This window comes from Acinetobacter sp. 24-47-67 (genome assembly GCF_056779735.1).
The window spans coordinates 157,228-179,246 of sequence record NZ_JBWYIK010000003.1 but is presented as its reverse complement, the minus strand read 5'-3'; the positions used below and the strand labels follow the sequence as shown (position 1 = coordinate 179,246).

At 39.8% G+C, this 22,019-nt stretch carries 18 protein-coding genes; 9 read left to right on the top strand and 9 right to left on the bottom strand.

Annotated elements, in window-relative coordinates:
- Nucleotide 1: 1 nt before the first annotated feature.
- Nucleotides 2-334, bottom strand: coding sequence for a DUF485 domain-containing protein (locus AC1M9K_RS06405; protein ID WP_035265779.1), 333 nt, complete (start codon nt 332-334; stop codon nt 2-4).
- Between the two features lie 183 nt (nt 335-517).
- Between AC1M9K_RS06405 and AC1M9K_RS06400 the strand changes: the two genes are divergently transcribed.
- A complete protein-coding gene (locus AC1M9K_RS06400; RefSeq protein ID WP_481588812.1) occupies nt 518-4,009 on the top strand; it encodes a hybrid sensor histidine kinase/response regulator in 3,492 nt (1,163 codons plus the stop codon).
- A 425-nt stretch (nt 4,010-4,434) separates the two neighbouring features.
- Complete coding sequence (locus tag AC1M9K_RS06395) at nt 4,435-5,202, top strand: hypothetical protein (protein ID WP_035265786.1); 768 nt, start codon at nt 4,435-4,437, stop codon at nt 5,200-5,202.
- Between the two features lie 61 nt (nt 5,203-5,263).
- Here AC1M9K_RS06395 and AC1M9K_RS06390 read toward each other — a convergent pair whose 3' ends face one another.
- A complete protein-coding gene (locus tag AC1M9K_RS06390) occupies nt 5,264-5,914 on the bottom strand; it encodes a response regulator (protein ID WP_035265788.1) in 651 nt (216 codons plus the stop codon).
- Nucleotides 5,915-6,290: 376 nt separating this feature from the next.
- On the opposite strand from AC1M9K_RS06390, the gene msuE reads away from it, so the two are divergent.
- The 4 genes from msuE (at nt 6,291) to AC1M9K_RS06370 (ending at nt 10,317) form a co-directional block, all read left to right on the top strand.
- On the top strand, nt 6,291-7,028 hold the full coding sequence (msuE, locus tag AC1M9K_RS06385; protein ID WP_035265789.1) for an FMN reductase: 738 nt from the start codon (nt 6,291-6,293) through the stop codon (nt 7,026-7,028).
- Nucleotides 7,029-7,057: 29 nt separating this feature from the next.
- Nucleotides 7,058-8,167, top strand: coding sequence for a dimethylsulfone monooxygenase SfnG (gene sfnG / locus AC1M9K_RS06380; protein ID WP_092766500.1), 1,110 nt, complete (start codon nt 7,058-7,060; stop codon nt 8,165-8,167).
- A gap of 308 nt (nt 8,168-8,475) precedes the next feature.
- Nucleotides 8,476-9,624 carry an MFS transporter gene (locus AC1M9K_RS06375; RefSeq protein ID WP_322840068.1) on the top strand — a complete coding sequence of 383 codons (1,149 nt, stop codon included), beginning with the start codon at nt 8,476-8,478 and terminating at the stop codon, nt 9,622-9,624.
- A gap of 78 nt (nt 9,625-9,702) precedes the next feature.
- Entirely contained in the window at nt 9,703-10,317 is a 615-nt protein-coding gene (locus AC1M9K_RS06370; RefSeq protein WP_092766502.1) for a riboflavin synthase subunit alpha, read from the top strand.
- A gap of 44 nt (nt 10,318-10,361) precedes the next feature.
- On the opposite strand, the gene AC1M9K_RS06365 is transcribed toward AC1M9K_RS06370, so the two are convergent.
- Both AC1M9K_RS06365 and acs read right to left on the bottom strand, forming a co-directional pair.
- Nucleotides 10,362-11,543: an acyl-CoA dehydrogenase family protein gene (locus AC1M9K_RS06365; RefSeq protein ID WP_481588811.1), complete on the bottom strand. Its 1,182-nt coding sequence runs from the start codon at nt 11,541-11,543 to the stop codon at nt 10,362-10,364.
- Between the two features lie 149 nt (nt 11,544-11,692).
- On the bottom strand, nt 11,693-13,636 hold the full coding sequence (acs, locus tag AC1M9K_RS06360; RefSeq protein WP_092766504.1) for an acetate--CoA ligase: 1,944 nt from the start codon (nt 13,634-13,636) through the stop codon (nt 11,693-11,695).
- Nucleotides 13,637-14,090: 454 nt separating this feature from the next.
- On the opposite strand from acs, the gene AC1M9K_RS06355 reads away from it, so the two are divergent.
- Nucleotides 14,091-15,074 (top strand): mechanosensitive ion channel family protein, encoded by a 984-nt coding sequence (locus AC1M9K_RS06355; RefSeq protein WP_481586863.1) that lies wholly within the window; start codon nt 14,091-14,093, stop codon nt 15,072-15,074.
- Here the strand turns inward: AC1M9K_RS06355 and AC1M9K_RS06350 are convergent.
- From AC1M9K_RS06350 to prfB, 5 genes are all read right to left on the bottom strand, one after another.
- Complete coding sequence (locus tag AC1M9K_RS06350; RefSeq protein ID WP_481588810.1) at nt 15,048-15,761, bottom strand: 16S rRNA (uracil(1498)-N(3))-methyltransferase; 714 nt, start codon at nt 15,759-15,761, stop codon at nt 15,048-15,050. The two genes, AC1M9K_RS06355 and AC1M9K_RS06350, sit on opposite strands and share 27 nt — an antisense overlap.
- 11 nt (nt 15,762-15,772) lie before the next feature.
- The gene (locus tag AC1M9K_RS06345; protein WP_481588809.1) at nt 15,773-17,053 is read right to left on the bottom strand and encodes a 3-deoxy-D-manno-octulosonic acid transferase; all 1,281 of its coding nucleotides are present in this window, start codon (nt 17,051-17,053) and stop codon (nt 15,773-15,775) included.
- Between the two features lie 98 nt (nt 17,054-17,151).
- Nucleotides 17,152-18,216, bottom strand: coding sequence for an alkene reductase (locus AC1M9K_RS06340; RefSeq protein WP_481588808.1), 1,065 nt, complete (start codon nt 18,214-18,216; stop codon nt 17,152-17,154).
- 26 nt (nt 18,217-18,242) lie between these two features.
- Nucleotides 18,243-18,545, bottom strand: a complete 303-nt coding sequence (locus AC1M9K_RS06335) for an ArsR/SmtB family transcription factor (RefSeq protein WP_035265803.1) — start codon at nt 18,543-18,545, stop codon at nt 18,243-18,245.
- Between the two features lie 216 nt (nt 18,546-18,761).
- Nucleotides 18,762-19,857 (bottom strand): peptide chain release factor 2 gene (prfB, locus tag AC1M9K_RS06330; RefSeq protein WP_143047395.1). Its coding sequence is split into 2 segments (ribosomal slippage): nt 18,762-19,784 and nt 19,786-19,857, totalling 1,095 coding nucleotides; the frame shifts between segments, so codons are not numbered across the junction.
- Between the two features lie 177 nt (nt 19,858-20,034).
- On the opposite strand from prfB, the gene AC1M9K_RS06325 reads away from it, so the two are divergent.
- Both AC1M9K_RS06325 and AC1M9K_RS06320 read left to right on the top strand, forming a co-directional pair.
- Complete coding sequence (locus AC1M9K_RS06325) at nt 20,035-20,886, top strand: putative porin (RefSeq protein WP_481588807.1); 852 nt, start codon at nt 20,035-20,037, stop codon at nt 20,884-20,886.
- 289 nt (nt 20,887-21,175) lie between these two features.
- A complete protein-coding gene (locus AC1M9K_RS06320; protein ID WP_035265806.1) occupies nt 21,176-21,958 on the top strand; it encodes a putative porin in 783 nt (260 codons plus the stop codon).
- The last annotated feature ends 61 nt before the right edge of the window (nt 21,959-22,019 follow it).

Below are 22,019 nucleotides of genomic sequence, written 5' to 3'. Positions count from 1 at the left end.
CTTAGTGTAGTCCCTTCTCGTGAGTGATGGCTTCAACTTCGCGCATAGCTTCTTCGTTTAATTGATCGAGCTTATTGTTGGCAATGTACGAATACACACCACATAACAAGAAAGACAGCACGATGATGCCTAATCCTAGAGGGATACCCCAAGTGGTTACACCACCTGAAAGCGATGACAATAAAAATTCTTTGTTATAGCCAACTAAAAGCATAAAACCAACGTAGACAAACAGCATAATGCCTGTCAATGTCCAGCTCAGTGTGCTTTTCTTTTTGACCATTTCTTTGAATTTGGGATTCTGTAGAATTTGCTCTACTTGTCTCTCATCCATAAACAAGACTCCATATGAGACCCAACCGTAGGTCATTTTTTTTATTTAAATTATTCCGATTTTTAAATTAGCAAGATTTTGCATTGGTTGTAATTTAGACTTTGGTCGCTAAATTTTGATCAATTTGAACGTGACAGTTCATGGATGCGTTATCATTACACGAGATTCTCAAGTGTAAGTCCTATGAACAGTTGGTTGATTATTGGGGTACTCGCCCTCTACATCCTCATCCTTTTTATTTGCGCCTTTTTTGGTGAAAAACATGCCAGTCGGCTCAGCCCACGTGGACGCATGTTATTGTTTAGTTTGACCTTAGGCGTGTACTGTTCGTCTTGGACATTCTACGGCGCAACGGGTGCTGCTGTTCGTGAAGGGATCATTTTCCTTCCAATCTACTTAGGCCCACTTCTGTTTGTCTGGTTTGGTTATGATATTTGGCGTCGCTTAGGTCGGGTACGTCAGCACCATGCTATTTCCTCAATTGCTGACTTTGTGGCAGCACGTTATGGCAAAAGCGGACCTCTCGCCTCACTCGTCACCATTTTAGCCGTGATCGCCATCATTCCTTATCTTGCCTTACAACTGAGAGCCATTGCACTCAGTGCATCCGTGATGTTGCAACAAGATTCAGAAGTGATGAATCTGACCACCAATGGTGTTCTTGCACTTACAGGGGTTCTCGCAATTTTGGCTATGATGTTTGGTACACGTCAGATTGCCAACACCGAACAGCATGGCGGTTTAATGCTGGCAGTCGCTTTTGAATCCTTTGTTAAATTATTTGCACTCCTCTGTGTCGCTTTTTTCTTTTTATTTGAACGCCCCGAAAACCTCATTCAAGTTTCCGCAGACGTATCCAAAACCTTCCATGAAATTCAACTGATGGGCGTGCCAGATACCTTTTGGATTCAAACACTTTTAGCAGCATTAGCGATTATATGTTTGCCACGCCAGTTTCATGTTGCTGTAGTTGAATTACGTGATGAAAAACATATTCGTGGTGCGCGCAGATGGTTTGCCGCTTACATCATTTTAACCGTTGTCGCGATTATTCCGATTGCAAGTTGGGCACTTCATGCTGCACCAGAATACATGGCAGTCCCTGATGTTGCCGTGCTGTCACTGCCTTTGAGCTATAACCAAGAATGGCTGACGCTCTTAGCATTCCTTGGAGGATTTTCGGCTTCAACTGGTATGCTTTTAGTCTCTTCAGTCGCACTCTCAATCATGCTCAGTAACGACTTGATTATGCCTGCGCTATGGCGCTTGGGTTGGATTTCTCGTCATGACAAGCGTTTACCTCGAATGCTGAAATTCACACGTCGCGTATGTATTTTGGCGGTCATGCTACTTGGATTCTTATTCTTCCATTTCTTTAATGACATTGATCAGCTGTCAGTATTTGGTCTTTTGGCATTTAGTGCTGTTGCACAGTTTGCACCTGCACTTATTGGGGGGTTGTACTGGCGTGGTGGAAGTAAACAAGGGGTCTATGCAGGTCTCATCGTTGGTTTTGTGATGTGGAGTTACACACTGCTCTTACCAACAATTTTAAGAAGTTTACCAGATGAATATTATCAATTTACTTATTCGTTTCTGATGTTTGGCCCTCTGGGATTTGACTTATTAAAGCCTGAAGCATTACTTGGTTTTGAATCATTTGCGCCATTAACACATGGTGTAATTTGGTCACTTGGCTTAAATATCGTGCTCTACATCTGGATCTCACGAATTTATCGTCCAAGTATTGCTGAGCAAATACAGGCAGAAAGTTTCTTCTATTACGAAACAAAACCCCTACAAACGCAACAAACCTCAAATGAAGTTAATTATTTACATCATGATGTCGCACGATTAAAAGTGGGTGACCTGATCACGCTTGCCAAACGGATTACGGGTGAAGGTCCGACCATGCATGCGTTTAATCAATTCTGCTTATCCAATAATGTGATATTAAACGAAAACAGCAGTGCCAATGGGATGTGGTGGCGTTTCACTGAACAATATCTTGCTGGCACAATTGGAGCTGCATCGGCACGTACCCTACTCACTACAGCCATGGTTAACAATGGATTAGCACTTGGACAGGTCGCTAATATTCTAGACCAAGCATCACAATGGCAACGCTTTAACCAAAATCTAATTATGACCATGATCGACCACATGACCCAAGGGGTAAGTGTTGTCGATGAAAACATGTGTTTAGTCGCATGGAATAATCAATATCTCGTTTTATTCGATTATCCAAAAGATTTGGTATATGTGGGCTGCCCGATTGCAGACTTGATCCGATACAACGCAGAGCGCGGTGAATGTGGACCTGGTTCCGTTGAAGAGCACGTACGTAAACGTATTCATTGGATGAAAGTAGGTAGCGCTCATGAGTTTGAACGTATTCGTAAAGATGGTCGTGTTATCCAAATGCGAGGAAATCCAATCGAAGGCGGTGGCTTCGTGACGACATTTGCTGATATTACGGCATTCCGAGAAACTGAAGCACTACTTGAAGGACGCGTTCAAGATCGCACTCAACAACTTGCCAATGCCTTGGCAGAACAACAATTGGCACGTGAACAAGCTGACAAAGCCAATATGTCAAAAAGTCGATTCATTGCTGCAGCAAGTCATGATTTACTTCAACCTATGCACGCTGCACGGTTATTCAGTACGGCATTAGAACAAAGCATTCAAAATGAAGAAGATGCTAAAACGCTACAGCAACTCGATCGTGCCTTACATGGTGCAGAGAGTATGCTTTCTGCATTATTAGACATTGCACGTTTAGAAGGTGGAACAATACAACCTAAACGACAAGCCTATCCATTACATGACCTATTGAGTGACTTAGAACTACAATTTAAATCAATTGCAGCACAACGAGCGATCTCCTTCCGAGTGCATGACGTGAAGTTCTGGATTGATACAGATCCTCAATGGATTCGCCGTATTATTCAAAACTTTGTCAGTAATGCCCTAAGATACACAGCAAAAGGTCGTGTAATTGTTGGGGTGTTACGTTCAGCAGAAAGAGCAAACCATATTCGTATTGGTGTTTGGGATACTGGTCCAGGGATTGCTGAACAACAACGTATTAAACTCTTCCAAGAGTTTGAACGTTGTGGACATACCTCGCCATGGGGTGAACAAGGTTTAGGTCTTGGACTCGCCATCGTTCAGAGAATGACCAGCATGTTGGGTTATCCTGTGCATGTGTATTCGGAGTTAGGTAAGGGTTCATGTTTTATGATTGAAGTCCCACTCATCGATGCACCGAAGATTGTGGCTGCACCAGTTCAAGCCACACCATTAAAATCTGCAGCGTATAAAATTTTATGTCTAGATAATGATGAAACTATTTTAGAAGGCATGGCAACTTTGCTTACTAAATGGGGTTATCAAGTGTTTAAAGCCACAGAACCTGAACAAGCGCTTGAGATTATTCAACAAGAGAACATTCAAGTTTGGTTGGTCGATCAACACCTGAATTCAAATAAAATAGGATTAGATTTTATTGTAGAACAGCGTCAAGAAAATGTGCCTGTGGCATTGATTACAGCTGATTCAGATCCTGAGCTTCCGCAAAGACTCAAAGAGCTGAATATTGTCCTATTGAAAAAACCTCTCAAACCTGCCTCTCTACGTTCATGGTTATCAGGTTTAAAAATTTCAAAATAAGATTCGAAATAGTCATATTTTGATACATTCATCACCCAGTTTTTTCAAGAAAATCTGGGTGATTTTTATACATATTCACACCGTACTTTACAATGATTGGCAGATCTCAGCTTTAGAGGTGGCAAAAGAGAACAAAATAAAGCTAAAAAGAGCATTGGCAATTGACCAAAAAAATCAAAGTCCGATTTTCTATGGCAAAACACATCAAAAGTTGAAATATCATTTAAAATAAATAGTTACAAGTTTACTAAAATCATGTTTTTAGATGACAAATTTACTCATCAATTAAAAATTAATACTTTAGTCTTATTCTTATTGCAATCAACATAATTCTAAATCTAGCCATCAGCACATCTTCTTTCGATTAAAGAAATCAAAGTGCCTCAAATTTTCTCGAGAATAAAAGTATCAAATGGAGTCTTGCAATGAACATTTCAGAAGCTATGCCACATGGTTTAGATCGTAATCACGAATTTCATCGCCAATATGGTGCCAATGCAATTTTGCCTGAAATCAAGTGGCAAGAAATTTTTCCATCTACATCCTTAAAAAATGTACATGTACGTGCCTTGGAACAGATTTACCAAACTGCAGTACCTTTGGCTTTACAGGTTTTTGAACAATTAAAATTTGATGTATTTACACCAGCAGCTTATCACCCTCAAGGCTTAGGTTTATTTGATAAATTGGCACAACAAGAAAATCAACTTATTCAACGTTTAGCATCAGAATGCCGAGATTTAGATGAACATACGCGTCATCAAGTGTGGAGTATGTTGTTGCGTGGTGGTGCCGTTTTGGTCTTTAAAGCTTGGCTTGGTAAAGTGAAAACTGGTGAAAATACGCTTGATACCACGCAGTTTGATGAAATTTCAGATTTACTCTTTATCAAAACACCGCCGCTTGCACTCGCAGAACAATTAGGCATCGATGCATATGCAGATTTCGATCATATTTTTCTCATGTATGGCAATGAGGTGTTTTTAGATCGTTTTAATGGACTTGAAACGGCTGCACTCTTTGTTGATCTGAAAGTTTATGATGCCGCTTTTTTAAGTCTTAGAGATGATCGCGTTGCAGAATATTTAAAACGCAAGGGCTATGTAACACAAGATCAAATTGATGAACTTCAATGTGCACTCAATCCTCTATATTGTAATGAGTTGACACCTAAACAGGACTGTTTAGCCTAAAGTAGATACACATCGAAAAAAAGACCTTTGATTAGGTCTTTTTTTCAAATCTAAGAATCAATTAAACACGTTTTTCTTCGATGTTTAATGCATTAATCGCTAATACAGCCTGAGTACGATTTTGAACGCCTAATTTACGGAAAATCGCGGTCACATGCGCTTTAATCGTTGCTTCAGAAACATCAAGTTCGTATGCGATCTGTTTATTCAACAAACCTTCCGCAACCATCATTAACACTCGGAATTGTTGTGGTGTTAGAGATTGAATACGTTCTGCTAAAGCTGTTTCATCTGCAGCACGTGGATCAAAGTTTAAATTCGCAGGCAGATTTGGCGGTAACCACATATCCCCTTCTAATACCTGACGAATCGCTTCACCAATGTGACTTGGATGCGCTGATTTTGGAATATAGCCCATTGCACCATGTGCAATCGAGCGTTGAATAATTGAAACTTCTTCATGCGCCGATACGACAATAATTGGTAACGATGGATACTGTGCACGCACATGCACCAACGCTGAGAAGCCTGATGCACCTGGAAGATTCAAATCTAAAAGTACTAAATCTGGTTCAGGACCTTTTTCTAAACGTTCATAAAATTCATTAACAGCAGCTGTTTCATGGATTTGGGCTTGCGGTAAGCTGTAACGAACTGCTTGAATTAAAGCATGACGAAACAGTGGATGATCATCAACGATTAAAATATTCATAAGCGAGGCGAGAGATCTCAAACACAATCAATATACTAACTGTGCTATAGCTGTTAAGGATATATAAATATTAACGAATTTTTGCAGAAAATGTCGGGCTAAATCTTACAAACGCGATTTTTTTATGTAATTTTGAAAATTCGATAAGCACATCACTTTTAAATATAAAATTTATTCAAATACTGAAATAGCTTATTCATAATCATAAATATAAGTTTATTCAGTTATTTATCACTAATTTATATCTCAAGAAGATTAAATTCCCGCTATATACGCAAAAATGATATTTATTATTATTTTGCTTATTTTACAGAATAAGCATTAATCCACATAAATAGTACATCCGAGATTAATTTTAAATTTTTAGGTTTGTACTATGTCTACTGCTCAACAAAAACCATTAAATATCGTTGCTGTCTCTGGCGGTCTAAATAATCCTTCAAAAACTGAAGCGCTTGTTCAAGCGATTTTGGATGAGTTAGGTGAAGCAACACCTATTAATGTGCATTTTATTAAATTTAGCGAAATCGGTCATTTATTAGGTGGTGCCATTTATCGCAATCAGCTGCCGCAACGTGTTCAAGATGATCTTGCTGCTGTTGAAGCCGCGGATGCATTGATTGTGGGAACGCCCGTATATCGCGCATCTTTCACAGGTTTATTTAAACATTTCTTTGACTTTGTAGAACAAACTGCGCTGGTAGATGTTCCTGTATTACTTGCTGCATCAGGGGGCAGTGATCGCCATGCCTTGGTACTTGAGCATCAATTGCGTCCTTTATTTAGCTTCTTCCAAGCACAGACTTTGCCAATTGGCGTTTATGCAACTGATCGTGATTTTACGCCTGAATACACCATTCACAGTGAACTATTACGTGCGCGCATTACCTTAGCCATTGCTCGTGCTTTACCAATTTTAGAGTGGGCACCAGCCAAAGGTAAACGTGCTGAGGTTGTGAAAGATAAAACCCAACAAGCCAATCAGAACTTGGGCATTAACAAACAAATTGAACAAGAAGAAGTATTACCTTCAGCAGCAGTACCAAGTTTAGATGCAGCAGAGTCACGCTTGCATCACAAGAATAATGCTGCCCCAAAAATTGAAGTGGCATAAATATAATTGAATCAATGAGGGTATAAGCCATGTCTAATGCACAAAAACAAGCGATTAAATTTGCCTATTGGGTTCCAAATGTCAGTGGTGGTCTTGTCGTCAGTAATGTTGAACAACGAACAGACTGGAGCTACGACTACAATGTTCGACTCGCGCAAGCTGCTGAAAAAAGTGGATTTGAATATGCTTTGACACAGATTCGATTCACGGCAGGATACGGTGCGGAGAATCAGCATGAATCTGTAAGCTTTAGTCATGGCTTATTGGCAAAAACTGAAAAATTACGTGTAATCGCAGCAATTTTACCAGGCCCTTGGAAACCCGCGCTGGCGGCTAAACAGCTCGCGACAATTGATCATTTAACCAATGGTCGTATCGCTATTAATGTTGTGAGCGGATGGTTCCGTGGTGAATTTGATGCCATCGGTGAAGAATGGCCTGAACACGATCAACGATATGCACGTTCAGAGGAGTTTATTCGTAGCTTAAAAGGCATTTGGACGCAGGATAACTTTAGTTTTGATGGAAAATATTATCAATTTAAAGACTACACCTTGAAGCCAAAACCTGTTCAAAGCCCACATATTGAAATTTTCCAAGGGGGTAGCTCGCGTGCCGCACGTGATATGGCATCTCGTGTTTCTGATTGGTATTTCACCAATGGAAATACGCCTGCTGAAATTAAAAAGCAGATTGATGACATCCGTGAAAAAGCCAAGCTGAATCAACATCAAGTCAAAATTGGGGTGAATGCCTTTATCATTGCTCGCGATACTGAAGAGGAAGCAAAAGCTGTACTTCAAGAAATCATTGACAATGCAAATGTAGAAGCAGTCAATGCTTTTGGTGATGCAACTCGTGAAGCAGGTGCCGCAACTCAAGAAGGTGAAGGTAACTGGGCAAAATCAACATTTGAAGATCTTGTCCAATACAACGACGGGTTCAGAACAAATCTCATCGGTACACCGCAACAAATTGCTGAACGTATCGTTGAATTAAAATCAGTTGGTGTGGATCTGATCTTATCTGGCTTCTTACATTTTATAGAGGAAGTTGAATATTTTGGTGAAAAAGTACTGCCTTTAGTTCGAAAACTCGAAGCTGAACAGCAACAACACATCACCGCTAAATCAGCTTAATTGGTCTTCGATTAATTAACAACGATCTGAATGAAATCAGCGCTTTGTTCAGTCTTGTTTTGACCCTGATAACTATAATAATAGCGTCATGCAGTAGCAACTTAACCCCCAAGGCTCGGCTTGGGGGCTTTTTATTGGATAGTTCATATAATCTGATCAGCAACAGTACATCGAAAATTGAATAAATCGTACATTGTTCCGCTGTTGCACGGTTATAATCACCTCAAAAATGAAGACAGCACAGCCTTATGGGTTCAATTCAATCAATAGAACATTCAAACAATTCCTCTGGTGCTTCAGCGAATAAAATGGCGGTTCATATTATTTTCGCTATTGCATTAGCGCATGGATTACATGATCTTATCCAGTCTTGCTTACCAGCCATTTATCCCATGCTGAAACTCAATTTTGACTTGAGCTTTACCCAAATCGGGATTATTTCTTTGGTCTATCAAATGACTGCATCTATTCTGCAACCTTGGGTTGGACTCTACACTGATAAGCATCCTAAGCCCTACCTCCTCCCTTTGGGTATGTGCGTTACACTGCTAGGTATCGTTTTGCTGGCATTTGCATGGACTTTTCCAATCTTACTGATTTCAGCAGCACTCATCGGTGTGGGCTCATCTGCCTTTCACCCAGAAGCCTCACGAGTAGCGAGAACAGCATCAGGTGGTCGCTTCGGAACTGCTCAATCCGCTTTTCAAGTGGGTGGTAATAGCGGCTCTGCCGTTGGGCCACTGTTGGCCGCAGCAATCATTGTACCGAACGGCCAAGCCTCAGTTGCTTGGCTCATGATATTTGCCATTTTCGCTATTTATCTGCTTTACAGAATAAGTCGATGGACCATTCAATATGGTGTTCAAGCTGCTTCAGCAGTAAAAGCCAAGCAATCAACACCGTTGAAAGGTTCTAAACTTGTACAGGGAATTGTGATTATCTGTGCGTTAATGTTTGCAAAATTCACGTACATTGCAAGTATTGGAAATTACTATACCTTCTATTTGATCGAAAAGTTTCAGGTCAGTATTCAACAAGCTCAGCTTTATTTATTTGCTTTTTTAGCCGCAGTAGCAATCGGTACTTTTGCTGGCGGCCCTATCGGTGACAAAATAGGTCGTAAAGCTGTCATTTGGATTTCCTTTATTGGCATGGCACCCTTTGCATTACTCATGCCACATGTGAATTTGATGTGGACGTGTATCTTTGCGATTCTTGCTGGATTGATTATGTCTTCCGCATTTTCAGCAATGGTTGTATATGCACAAGAAGCGATGCCAGGTCGTGTCGGCATGGTCTCTGGTTTGATGTTTGGTTTGATGTTTGGCATCAGCGGTATCGCGGCAGCAGCTTTGGGCTATGTAGCAGATCATCAAGGTATTCGTTGGGTATTTCACTTTAGCTCATACTTACCACTACTGGGTTTATTGACCTTCTTTTTACCTAGAACCAATTGATCTGCGTAAGATGATCATCTCTACGATCTCAGGTAGGATTAAAAGCAATTAAGATTTATTTTTAGGCAAAGGTTTATTATGTATACAGGTATCGTGCAAGGGTTAGAAAAAGTATTAGATATACAGCATAAAGAGGGATATCGGACTTTTGTTATTTCTAATGCGCTCAATCTTTTTCATGATGTATTTATCGGCGCCAGTGTTGCGATTAATGGTGTTTGCTTAACCGCTACACAAATTGATCTGATCGCTGGTCAAGTGCATTTTGATGTTTCAAATCTAACACTTGAATTAACCACTTTAGGTCAACTCAACGTCGGTGATGAGGTCAACATTGAACGCTCCGCTAAAGTAGGTGCTGAGAATGGTGGGCATAATTTATATGGTCATATTGAAGGCACTGCAACCGTAAAGCATTTAACCAAAAATGGTGAAACGTTTCATATCGACCTTGAAATTCCAAATGGCAATATCAAATATTTCTTCTTAAAGGGCTTTATCGGTTTAAATGGCTGCAGTTTGACAGTCAATCGAGTTGATCGTGCAAACAATCAAATCTCAATCGATCTTATTCCAGAAACTTTACGCCTAACCACATGGAAATATGTTCAAGTCGGCGATCAAGTCAATTACGAAATTGATCAGATGACACGTACGCTTGTCGATACTTTAGAAAATATTCATCAAAAATAAATAAAAGCCTCTACGATAGAGGCTTTTTTCATAATCAATTGGATCTAAGAGTAGAAACTTGGATCTGGAATTTTTCCAGTTAATGCCCACTCTCCGACTTCCTGATATTTATAATCAATTGGATCATGCAGGGTTTGGGTTCGTACATTACGCCAGAATCGATCTAAATTCAGTTTTGCAGTAGTCGCGCGTGCACCCATCACTTGAAAAATATTTTGTGTCACATAAAGTGAAGTATGAGTCGCTGCGATTTTGGCGGTGGCGATTGTAATTGAGGCTTCACCACGTTGCTCCGCAGTTAATGTTTCCCCTTCATCCCACGCCTTTTGTAATGTATTGATCGCTTTTTCCGCGAGCAAGCGCACACCTTCAAGTTGCACATAAAATTCGGCGAAATGCTTTTGGGTAAATGGATCATTCACCGCTTGTTCAACCAGTGATTTCGACCAAGCTTTTTGTGTTTGAACTGTCTCTTTCGCAACATTGAACGCTCCCTCAGCAACACCTAAAAATAAATGCACGAAAATCAGTTGAGCAATTAGCGGTCTCAAACTTGAATAAGGTGTACTTAAAGGACCGGGATTGAGGAGTAATTCATCCTTGCGAATTTTGACCTGTTCAAAATGACTGGTACCACTATCCGTTTGACGTTGCCCCATATTATTCCAATCTCCAAGAAAGCTCACGCCCTCTCGTGCTGTTGGAATCACGCCAATCAGTAACTTTCCATCTTCATTAAATCCCGAACAGAGCAAGATATCTGAATCAATTGATCCAGAACAAAAACTTTTATCACCATGGAAGATAAATTCTTCGTCAGAAACTTGTTTCGCGGTTGTTCTACGATCTAATGGATTTAACGTATTTCCCCAAAATAAGTTGTGTTTGGCGGTTTGTCTAAACCAATCTCCATATTGAGCTGGCTGTGCAAAAAGTTGTACCGTCGCTATAAGCAAATGATGAAAGCCATATACATGCGCAAGCGAACTATCGACTTGAGCAATGGTTTGAATGGTTTTAAAAATCGTGCTCCAAGTTGCACCTTGCCCACCAAATTCTTTTGGAATAGATAAAGACAACAAACCACTTTGTCGAATTAGATCTCGCTGAGCCTTTGGATTTCCACCCTGTTTGTCACGTTCTGCTGCGGTCTTCGCAAACTCAGATGCAAGTATTTGCGCAGTCTCAAGTGGCGTTTCAGGGTTAAAATTTAGGGGAGAATTCATTTTTATATTCCGTATCGCATCTGCTGATAAGCTTAGCAGATCAACATGATTTGACTTATCACAATGCCTGCTTTTCTTATCACTGAACTAAAAATACCGCTAGTTGAACTAACGGTATTTAAAACATGACTTCGTCTGTTTAATCGGGATTACTGCTGTGATTTCACTTCAGCAATTAATTGATCCACGACCTGTGGATCTGCCAAAGTTGAGGTATCGCCCAAACTATCTAGCTCATTAGCGGCAATTTTTCTCAAAATTCGGCGCATAATCTTGCCTGAACGTGTTTTGGGTAATGCTGGCGCCCAATAAATTGCATCTGGTGTAGCCACAGGTCCTAAAACTTTTCTTACCCAACCTACTAGCTCTTTCCTGAGCTCTTCTGACTCTGGCGTATCTGCCTGTAAAGTTACATAGGCTGCAATCCCTTGACCTTTGACGTCATGTGGCATACCCACAACGGCTGCTTCTGCAACATGTTCATGTGCAACCAATGCACTTTCAATTTCTGCAGTCCCCAAGCGGTGTCCCGAAACGTTCAGAACATCATCCACTCGCCCCGTAATCCAGTAATAACCATCTTTATCACGGCGTGCACCATCTCCCGTGAAATAATTCCCTGGATAAGTTGAGAAATATGCCTCGATAAAACGATCTGGATCACCCCAAATGGTACGCATTTGTCCTGGCCAAGAATCTTTGATCACCAAATTACCTTCAGCCTCTCCTTCTAGCTCTTTACCATCAGCATCAACCAAAGCAGGTTGTACACCAAAGAATGGACGTGTTGCAGAACCAGGTTTAAGTGCAGTTGCGCCCGGTAAAGGCGAAATCATAAAGCCACCTGTTTCAGTTTGCCACCATGTATCTACAATTGGACAACGACTTTCACCAACTACGGTGTAGTACCAGTTCCAAGCTTCAGGATTAATTGGCTCACCGACGGAGCCCAACAAGCGTAAACTACTACGGTCACTTTCACGGATAAATGCATCACCTTCACGCATCATCGCTCGGATCGCCGTTGGTGCCGTATATAAAATTGTGACGTTGTGCTTATCTACAATATGTCCAGTGCGTGCCCAAGTTGGGTATTGTGGAACACCCTCAAACATCAATGTTGTCGTCCCATTTGAAAGTGGACCATACAACACATAAGAGTGACCAGTAATCCAACCGACGTCAGCGGTACACCAGAAAATATCGTCTTGCTTTAAATCAAATACTTCCCTAAAGGTAAAGTTCGCGTAAGTCAGATAACCGCCTGTAGTATGTAGCACACCTTTAGGTTTACCCGTTGAGCCTGAAGTATATAAAATAAACAGCGGATCTTCTGAATTCATCGGTTCAGGTGGACAGATATCTGTGACTGTCATGATTTCCATGTGATACCACAGGTCACGACCTTCATGCATCGTGATTGGGTTACCAGTACGATGTACCACAATGACATTTTGTACAGAGCTCGTCCCTTCAAGCTCCATCGCTGCATCAACGTTTTCTTTCAGTGGAATTGGCTTACCACCCCGCATGCCCGAGTCTGCTGTAATGATGACTTTTGCTTGGCTATCATCAATACGACTTGCTAAAGAATCTGGTGAAAAACCTCCAAACACCACGCAATGTACCGCACCAATACGCGTACATGCCAACATCGCAATGGCTGCTTCAGGGACCATTGGCATATACAGAACAACACGGTCGCCTTTGGTCACGCCATGCTTCTTGAGAACATTGGCAAAACGACAAACTTCATCGTGTAATTCTTCAAATGAAATAATTTTATGGCGTGATGGATGATCACCTTCCCAAATAATCGCAGGTTTATGTGGGTGTTCTTTTAAATGTCGATCGAGACAGTTTTCACTGACATTTAATTGGCCATCTGCAAACCATTCAACTTTGTAATTCTCTTTATCAAAGTTGGTATTTTTGACTTGTGTAAAAGGCTTAATCCAGTCTAGTTTCTTGGCTGCTTCGGTCCAAAATGCTTCGGGGTTTTCAATAGATGCTTTATACCGCTCGAAATATTGCTCTTCATTGGTTCGTGCAGTTTTTTTAAAAACTTCGGGTACTGGATATATTTCATTCATAATTCGCATCCTTGATTTATGTTTCTCATCTCGAGAGTTGTCTTGATCATACTGATCATTTTTTGTCTTATATCTTGAGTATGACTATACTTTAAAATTTCAAACAATCATGCTTTGGTCGTAGACTGAGCATTCATTTATTTCAAAAGTTATCCGTATCTTCTTGCCAATTGAACAACCTAAAATATCTAACAATCAATGATCCGAATCATTGCTGATCATCATTCCTAAGCAAGTAAAATCTGTCGTTGTCAAAAAACTCCATTTTTTTATCAATAAATACCATTTCGATTTTTTTGTTGGACAAGGTGCTGAATGTTTATAAAAACATACAATTTTTTTTGTTATTTTCAGTTTAATCAATGAATAAAAATGACGATAAAACCTGCGAACGTGATTTTTATTCACTGTATTTTCAGGCAAAATGTAAACATTCAATACATTTGGAACACTCGTGGCTGAACAACAAAATTCTTTGAGTCAGGTGGCTCAAGGTACGACTCAACTTCTACAAGATGCAAGTGAGAAAACGGCTCAAACCGTCATTGCACATACTGCGAAATACAATGATGCATATACCACCATTGATAAAATCATGGATGGCTTTTGGGAACGAATCCCTTATATCTGTATTGCTTTGATTGTATTTACCTTATTTTGGTTGTTGTCTAAGCTGTTCAAATTATTTGTCAGAAAAGCACTTTCAGAGCGTTCATATACCAAACAAAATTTAGTGCTCGTCCTCAACCGCGTCGGTAGCTCTTTTATTATTTTCTTTGGCTTCTTAATTGCGATGGTTATTGCAATTCCAGGGTTTACACCTGGACAGCTGATGAGTGCACTGGGGATCGGATCTGTCGCAATTGGTTTTGCATTTAAAGATATTTTTCAAAACCTGCTCTCTGGTATCTTAATTCTACTCGGTGAACCCTTCAAAATTGGCGACGATATCATTGTGAATGGTTTAGAGGGGACCGTTGAAGATATTCAAATTCGTGCAACCTACTTACGTTCACCTGATGGTCGCCGTATCGTCATTCCCAACGCAACGGTTTATACCAATGCAGTTACTGTTAATACGGCATATCCACGTCGTCGTTGTGAATTCGTGGTCGGTATTGGTTACGAAGATGATGTTCAAAAAGCGAAAGATATTATTTTGAGCATTTTAGACCGCGATCAACAAATCCTCAGTCAACCTGCATTTAGCGTGAATGTCTCTGCCTTAGCTGATTTCTCAATCAACCTCACTGTACGTTGGTGGGTGAATACGGGTGAAACTGCGACATCTACATCTATTAGTTTAGTTCAAGAAAAAGTCATTCAAGCTTTTGCTGAACATGAAATCTCGATTCCATATCCAGTTCAAGAGGTTAAAGTCTATCGCGGAGATTCTTCACAAGAAGATGAATCACCACGTGCTAAACAGACGACCTAACACATAAGGGATCACCGTCTCAGTACGAATAATTCGGTTGCCTAAGCTGACAGCTTGGCAGCCGTTTTTTATGAGTAAATCAATCTCATAAGGAATATAACCACCTTCAGGCCCAATCAATATCGTACACGGGTGCTCAATCGCATGAGGCATACTGTGGGTTGCATAAGGATGTGCTACATAAGCTGGTCGTTCAACGGAAATCATTTGAGGAAGAACATCTTCCACAAAAGGTTTAAAGCGTTTATATATTTCGATTTCAGGTGGAAATGTATCACCCGCTTGTTCTAAGCCCAGTTGAACATAGTGATTAATTTGCTGTAAAAATGGTGTTTGCCAATAGCTTTTATCGACCCGATAGCTGTGCAGCAAAATGATTTTTTCTACGCCTAGAGTTACAGCATCTTGAATCAATCGTCTCAATACTTTCGGTCTAGGCATAGCAACGATTAACGTTACAGGTAATTTCTTCGGTACAGGCTCTTCATAAAGTGGCTGAATTAAGATTTTCCTTTCAGAAATTTCTATGACCTCAGCTGTATATCGACCAGCACCTCTAATACCAACCTTTAAAGTATCTCCAATTTTAATATCAAGTTGATGCTTCAGATGCTCAATTTGGCGTGCAGATTGAATCGTCCAGAGGTCATCCTGTGCTGATGCAGGATCAAGCAATACAATATTCATATACTTAAAAACTAAAGGTATTGATTCAGGACATGAATATGTTTTTGCAATGACCCTGTATTCCGTTGCATGATCTTTTGAGCCTGATTTTGTACTGCTAAAATCGTTTCATCCTGAGATAAGCACTGAATAAGATGATTCACCACCTCTTCCGTAGTTTGACCGATTAGAATCCCTTTTTCTTCCACAAATTCATCGACAATGGTTTGAAAGTTAAAGTAGTTCGGTCCAATCACAGTCGGGACATTGAGTGATATTGGCTCTAAGATATTATGCCCACCGCCAGGTTCATTTAATGATCCACCCACAAAACTTGCTTGGCTCAATGCATACCAAATCCACATTTCACCCATACTATCAGCAAGATAAACTTGTGTATCAGCCTCAATGATTTCACCTAAATTACGTCGATGCATTTTTAACTCATGACTTTGAATGGCTTGTGCAACTTCATCAAAACGTTCTGGATGACGGGGTACAATAATCAGCAAGACGGCAGGATGATCATTTAAGTAGTCTTTAAACTTGGATAACAGATTTTTCTCTTCAGGATGATGTGTGCTTGCAATCGTAATAATTTGGCGTGCTTGCAAATCCCAATCTTGATGAATTTGTTGCGCTTTCAATAACATTTCTTCGGGCGCATGAATATCAAACTTAATACTGCCCACTGTTTGACTATGCGTTGTAGCAGCACCTAAAGCCCTAAATCGATTCAGTGAAGCTTCATCTTGAGCCAAAAGTTGAGTCAGACCGCTGAGCATAGGCTGAGTAATACTTGGTACTTTGGCGTATCCTTTCGCTGACTTTTCAGATAAACGTGCGTTCACCAAAAAAGTGGGTATTTTATTAATTTTCGCCTGATCAATTAAATTGGGCCATAGTTCCGTTTCAACCAAAACCAACATTTTAGGTTGATATTTTTTAAAAAAAGCACTGACTAATTTTTTTTGATCTGCAGGTAAATATACTGCTTGAAAAAGATCTACATATGGTGCTTTTGCAAATAAGGATTTAGCTCGTGCCTGACCTGTTTTGGTGGTATTCGTAACCAACACAGCATACCCAAGCTTTAAATAATGTTCTATCAGAGGTTGTGCAGCATTGGTTTCTCCAACTGAAACCACATGAAACCATATCGCATTAAGATTTTTTGGAGATTGAAACGGACCGAAGCGCTCTAAGCACTCTTGATGAAATTGCTCAATATTGTCTGCTCGCTTTTTTATACGCCATTTATAAATTGGCTTTAGTAAAGCCAATGCTGCGTTATACCAAAATGGAGTTGTCAAAACGTAAGACCTCGAGCTTTCTTAAAAAAATAGGGCATGACCACGAAGTTGAGATCATACCCTGCGAATTTTTTCGGTTCAAATACTTATCTTAAATTTCAATTTCCTTGTAAAAAAGGATAATCGATATAGCCTTCAGCCACATTCGTCCCGATCATATTTTCTAACTTTAATTCATTCAAAGGAGCATTGTGTACCAAACGCTCATATAAATCAGGATTGGCGATATAATCTTTACCAAAAGACACTGCATCAGCTTGACCTGAAGTGAGAAGTTGTAAAGCATCCTCTCGACTTAAACGCATATTGGCAATAAAAGGAATACCTTGTCCACGCGCTTTTAATTCTTGACTAATACTGTCTTCTGCCAAATATTCACGTGTAAAGAAAAATGCAATGTGTCTTTGACCGAGTTGTTCTAACACATAACCGAAAGTTTCACGTGGATCATCATCACCCATATCGTGTTCATCACCACGAGGAGCTAAATGTACACCTACTCGACCAGCACCCCAAACTTCAATTAGCTCATCCACGACTTCTAACAAGAAACGCGCACGATTTTCCACCGAGCCGCCATATTCATCTTCACGCTGATTGGTTTTCGATTGCAAGAATTGATCAATTAAATAACCATTCGCCGCATGCAATTCCACACCATCAAATCCTGCCTCTTTAGCACGAATTGCTGCTTGTTTATATTGCGCTGTAATCGCGTGAATTTCAGAAATTTCTAATGGACGTGGCAAGACATAAGGACGTTTCGGACGCAACAAACTGACATGTCCGGCTTGTTGAACAGCACTCGCCGAAACGGGTATATCACCCTTCAGTAAATCTGGATGTGACACACGTCCAACATGCCAAAGCTGAGCGACAATTAAGCCATCTTTGTCATGAACAGCTTGGGTTACTTTCTTCCACCCTTCCACTTGAGCATCAGTGAATAATCCTGGCGTATTTAAATAGCCATTCGCCTCCTCAGAAATTACGGTCGCTTCTGAGATAATTAATCCACTACTTGCACGTTGCGCATAATACTCAGCCATCATTTCTGTTGGTACACGATCATCTGTCGCACGACTACGCGTTAAAGGTGCCATAACCACGCGATTTTTGAGCTTTAATTCACCAAAGACTACTGGGCTACTAAAATCAGTCATTCATCTATCCTCTTCACTCATTATCGTTAGAGTGATTGTTGAAGGTGTTCTGCAAAACTTTTTATCAGTGCTTCATTACGAGAAAAATAAGACCATTGACCATGCTTAGTAACATGAACCAAACCTGCTTGTTGTAAAACAGATAAATGATTAGACATGGTTGACTGAGATACATCTGCAATTTTTTCAATCTGTCCTGCACATACGCCACGACTAAAATCTTGCACGCACTCATCTTGTGGAATAAAGCGCTCTGGATCTTTTAAACATTGTAAAATTTGGCGGCGTATCGGGTTCGATAAGGCTTTGAAAATTGCTTCAGTATCCATCTCATTTCACTCAAGTTAATGATCTGCACTGTGCTGAACTCATTATATCGATTTATATAGATATTAATATCGAATTATTACGATATTTAACAAATCGAGTTTATGAATGACTGTGCCGAATAATTCTGATTCTAACATTGAACTGATTTAATCTAGCAAGCTTCGTGCTAGAACGAAAAAGGCAGGGCTTTTGCCCTGCCTTTTTTTAAAAAAATATTAAAGCCCTTGTTTCAAACTAGCTTCAATAAATTTATCAAGATCACCATCTAACACGGCACCCGTATTTGAATTTTCAACGCCAGTACGTAAGTCCTTAATACGTGAATCATCCAACACATAAGATCGAATTTGGCTCCCCCACCCAATATCCGATTTAGAATCTTCTAGAGCTTGAGCTGCTTCATTACGCTTATTCATTTCCAATTCGTACAATTTAGCACGAAGCTGTTTCCAAGCATGATCACGGTTAGCGTGTTGTGAACGCTGGTTCTGACAAGCCACCACAATTCCAGTTGGTGCATGGGTTAAACGCACGGCAGAATCTGTTTTGTTAATGTGCTGACCACCTGCACCTGAAGCGCGGTATGTATCCGTACGGACATCTGCTGGATTGATCTCAATTTCAATGTTGTCATCAATTTCTGGAGACACAAAAACCGCTGAGAATGAAGTGTGACGACGGTTGCCTGAGTCAAAAGGTGATTTACGAACTAAGCGATGTACACCTGATTCAGTACGTAACCAACCATAAGCATATTCGCCTTCTACACGAATTGTTGCCGATTTAATCCCAGCCACATCACCGTCAGATTCTTCCATTAACTCAGCTTTAAAGCCATGACGCTCAATCCAACGTAAGTACATACGTAATAGCATAGATGCCCAATCTTGAGCTTCAGTACCACCTGACCCCGCTTGAATTTCGACATAGCAAGGATTTGGATCCATTGGATTACTAAACATACGTCTGAATTCAAGTTTAGCCAGTTCAGCCTCAGCTGAATCAAGTTCTGCTTGAACATCTGCAAGCATTTCTTCTTCATCCGCTTCTACAGCAAGATCAAGCATCGCTTGTGCATCATCAAGTTGTGTTGCTAAACCATCTAAAACATTTAAAACGTTTTCGAGCTCACCTTTTTCTTTCGCCATCGCTTGGGCACGATTTTGATCATTCCAAATTGCTGGATCTTCAAGTTCGCGGAGAACCTCCTCTAAACGCTCTTTCTTTAGATCGTAGTCAAAGATACCCCCGTAGTGTTTGACCACGTTCGCTCAAGTCTTTTAGCTGGAGAAGATAAGGATTAATTTCCACGGTGTAGATCCTAAATATGTCTATATCAAAATTGCCAATATTTTAACACAGCCAAGTAAAACTTGAGAGTTTGCTTTTTTATTCAATATTCTCTTGACCATTGTTTAGTTATTATTAACAATACATTTAATTATTAAAAAATACTTACTTTATTTTTACAACAATAAGCAGAGACTTATGAAAATGAACAAAACCTATTTGGCTTTGGCCATCCTCCCTTTGACAACTTCAGCCATGGCCTACCAAGCTCAAATTGATGCTGGATATACCTATTTTGACCATGATAGTCTCAAGGTTGATTATCACGGTGTATTTGAAACAGAAGGTACTTATTACTTCAAAGCAGTTGATACTGAAAATAAACCACTTAATGAGGCTGCATTTCTTGGCCACCATAATCGCGTTTCAGCGAAATATAGTTTTCAGCATATTAAAGACGATAAATTGTATATAAATAAAACAGTTGCGCAAAGCAAACAAGAGCTGCACGGCTATTCAATAGGGGGAGAATATTATATTGATCAACTGTACTTCACAGGTGAGGTCGGTCGTCAACATTATAAAGTGGAGTCACGCTCAAGCTCACTAAACGGTTCATCTCATGCTAAGCAGCGTTTCGATCTAACCACCTATAGAGCTCTCGTTGGTTATACTCCTATTCAAAATTTACTGATAGCAGCAGGTATTAATGCTTATAAAGGTGAAGGCTTTGATGAAAATGCTTTTGCTTTAAAAGCCAAATATGTCACCCCATTAGACCAAAATGGTCAATATCTCAATTTAGAATTGGATGGTAGCTTTGGACATGATATTGATTCGATTACATTTGGTGGGGATTATTATTTAACTCAACGCTTAAGCCTAGGTAGTGCTTATACGCGAGATACGAATAGCACTAGTAAAATTCATAAAGACGAATACCAATTACGTGGCAAATACTTTATCAATAATAACCTCTCTCTTGGGAGTATTTTAAGATTCAGTGATGATGAAGATAAGTTTAATATAAACGGAACATATCGATTCTAATTCCATTCAACATGGGGAAGTAGCAGTGCCAAAACTGCTACTTTCGTTCAAATTGCATACAATTCATATTGAAAAGCAACATAAAATGACTAAAACACCTTATCTTTCACATGAATTAACATGATTTTTTATTTTTTAAAATCAATAATTTAAAGTTTTATTTTTACATAAAAATTACACAAGATACATTACTGTTACTTTTGCTTGATTGATCCTTCATGATTTTCCCCTACACTGAACTTGTAACAAAAAATGTATTAACAACTAACTCTATTGAGGGGAAGTATCCATGAAAAAATTAGCAATCGCGTCTGCGCTTCTTTCTGCTTTAGCTGTAACTGGAACTGCAAATGCATATCAAGCTGAAGTAGGTGCTTCTGCAGGTCTTATCGATCCTGATAATGGTAGTACAAGTGGTTCATTTGGTGTTGATGGTACTTATTATTTCCAACCAGTTCAAACACGTAATGCTCCACTAGCTGAAGCTGCATTCCTTGATCGTGCAAGTAATGTAAATGCGAAATACCAATACAGCGAAGTTGGTGATGATGAAAGACATCAATACGGCGTAGGTGTTGAATACTTCGTACCTAATTCTGATTTTTATGTAAGCGGTAATGTTGGTCGTGATGATCGTAAATTTGATATTGGACCTGATTTTGATGAGACAGTTTATGGTGCTGAAGTAGGTTATTTGCCTGCACCTGGCTTATTAATTGCAGCAGGTCTTAAGGGTTACGATAACGACTATGATGATGGTGTTGACCCAACATTACGTGCTAAATATGTAACTACATTGTCTAACGGTAAAGATATCAACTTAGAAGCTGGCGCTGCATTTGGTGACCTTGATGAATATAATCTAGCTGCTGATTACTTCATCGATAAAACTTTAAGTGTTGGTGTGGATTACTATAGTAAAGATACTGGTCCTGCAGATACAAACGAGTTTGGTGTAAGCGCACGTAAATTCTTCACACCTCAAGTAAGCTTAGAAGGTCGTGTAGGTTTCGGTGAACTTGCAAATAATGATTATAACAAGTTCGGTTTAGCTGCTAAATATCGCTTCTAATATCTTAATTAAAATTTAGTGTTTCTTAAAAGCCCATCTTAATGATGGGCTTTTTTTGTGC

Coding starts and splice junctions, on each gene's coding strand:
- AC1M9K_RS06335 (WP_035265803.1), bottom strand. CDS start 18,545: ATGGATACTGAAGCAATTTTCAAAGCCTTATCGAACCCGATACGCCGC.
- AC1M9K_RS06320 (WP_035265806.1), top strand. CDS start 21,176: ATGAAAAAATTAGCAATCGCGTCTGCGCTTCTTTCTGCTTTAGCTGTA.
- acs (WP_092766504.1), bottom strand. CDS start 13,636: ATGAATGAAATATATCCAGTACCCGAAGTTTTTAAAAAAACTGCACGA.
- AC1M9K_RS06405 (WP_035265779.1), bottom strand. CDS start 334: ATGGATGAGAGACAAGTAGAGCAAATTCTACAGAATCCCAAATTCAAA.
- AC1M9K_RS06365 (WP_481588811.1), bottom strand. CDS start 11,543: ATGAATTCTCCCCTAAATTTTAACCCTGAAACGCCACTTGAGACTGCG.
- AC1M9K_RS06395 (WP_035265786.1), top strand. CDS start 4,435: ATGAACATTTCAGAAGCTATGCCACATGGTTTAGATCGTAATCACGAA.
- AC1M9K_RS06325 (WP_481588807.1), top strand. CDS start 20,035: ATGAAAATGAACAAAACCTATTTGGCTTTGGCCATCCTCCCTTTGACA.
- AC1M9K_RS06350 (WP_481588810.1), bottom strand. CDS start 15,761: ATGAATATTGTATTGCTTGATCCTGCATCAGCACAGGATGACCTCTGG.
- AC1M9K_RS06340 (WP_481588808.1), bottom strand. CDS start 18,216: ATGACTGATTTTAGTAGCCCAGTAGTCTTTGGTGAATTAAAGCTCAAA.
- msuE (WP_035265789.1), top strand. CDS start 6,291: ATGTCTACTGCTCAACAAAAACCATTAAATATCGTTGCTGTCTCTGGC.
- AC1M9K_RS06390 (WP_035265788.1), bottom strand. CDS start 5,914: ATGAATATTTTAATCGTTGATGATCATCCACTGTTTCGTCATGCTTTA.
- AC1M9K_RS06400 (WP_481588812.1), top strand. CDS start 518: ATGAACAGTTGGTTGATTATTGGGGTACTCGCCCTCTACATCCTCATC.
- AC1M9K_RS06375 (WP_322840068.1), top strand. CDS start 8,476: ATGGCGGTTCATATTATTTTCGCTATTGCATTAGCGCATGGATTACAT.
- sfnG (WP_092766500.1), top strand. CDS start 7,058: ATGTCTAATGCACAAAAACAAGCGATTAAATTTGCCTATTGGGTTCCA.
- AC1M9K_RS06370 (WP_092766502.1), top strand. CDS start 9,703: ATGTATACAGGTATCGTGCAAGGGTTAGAAAAAGTATTAGATATACAG.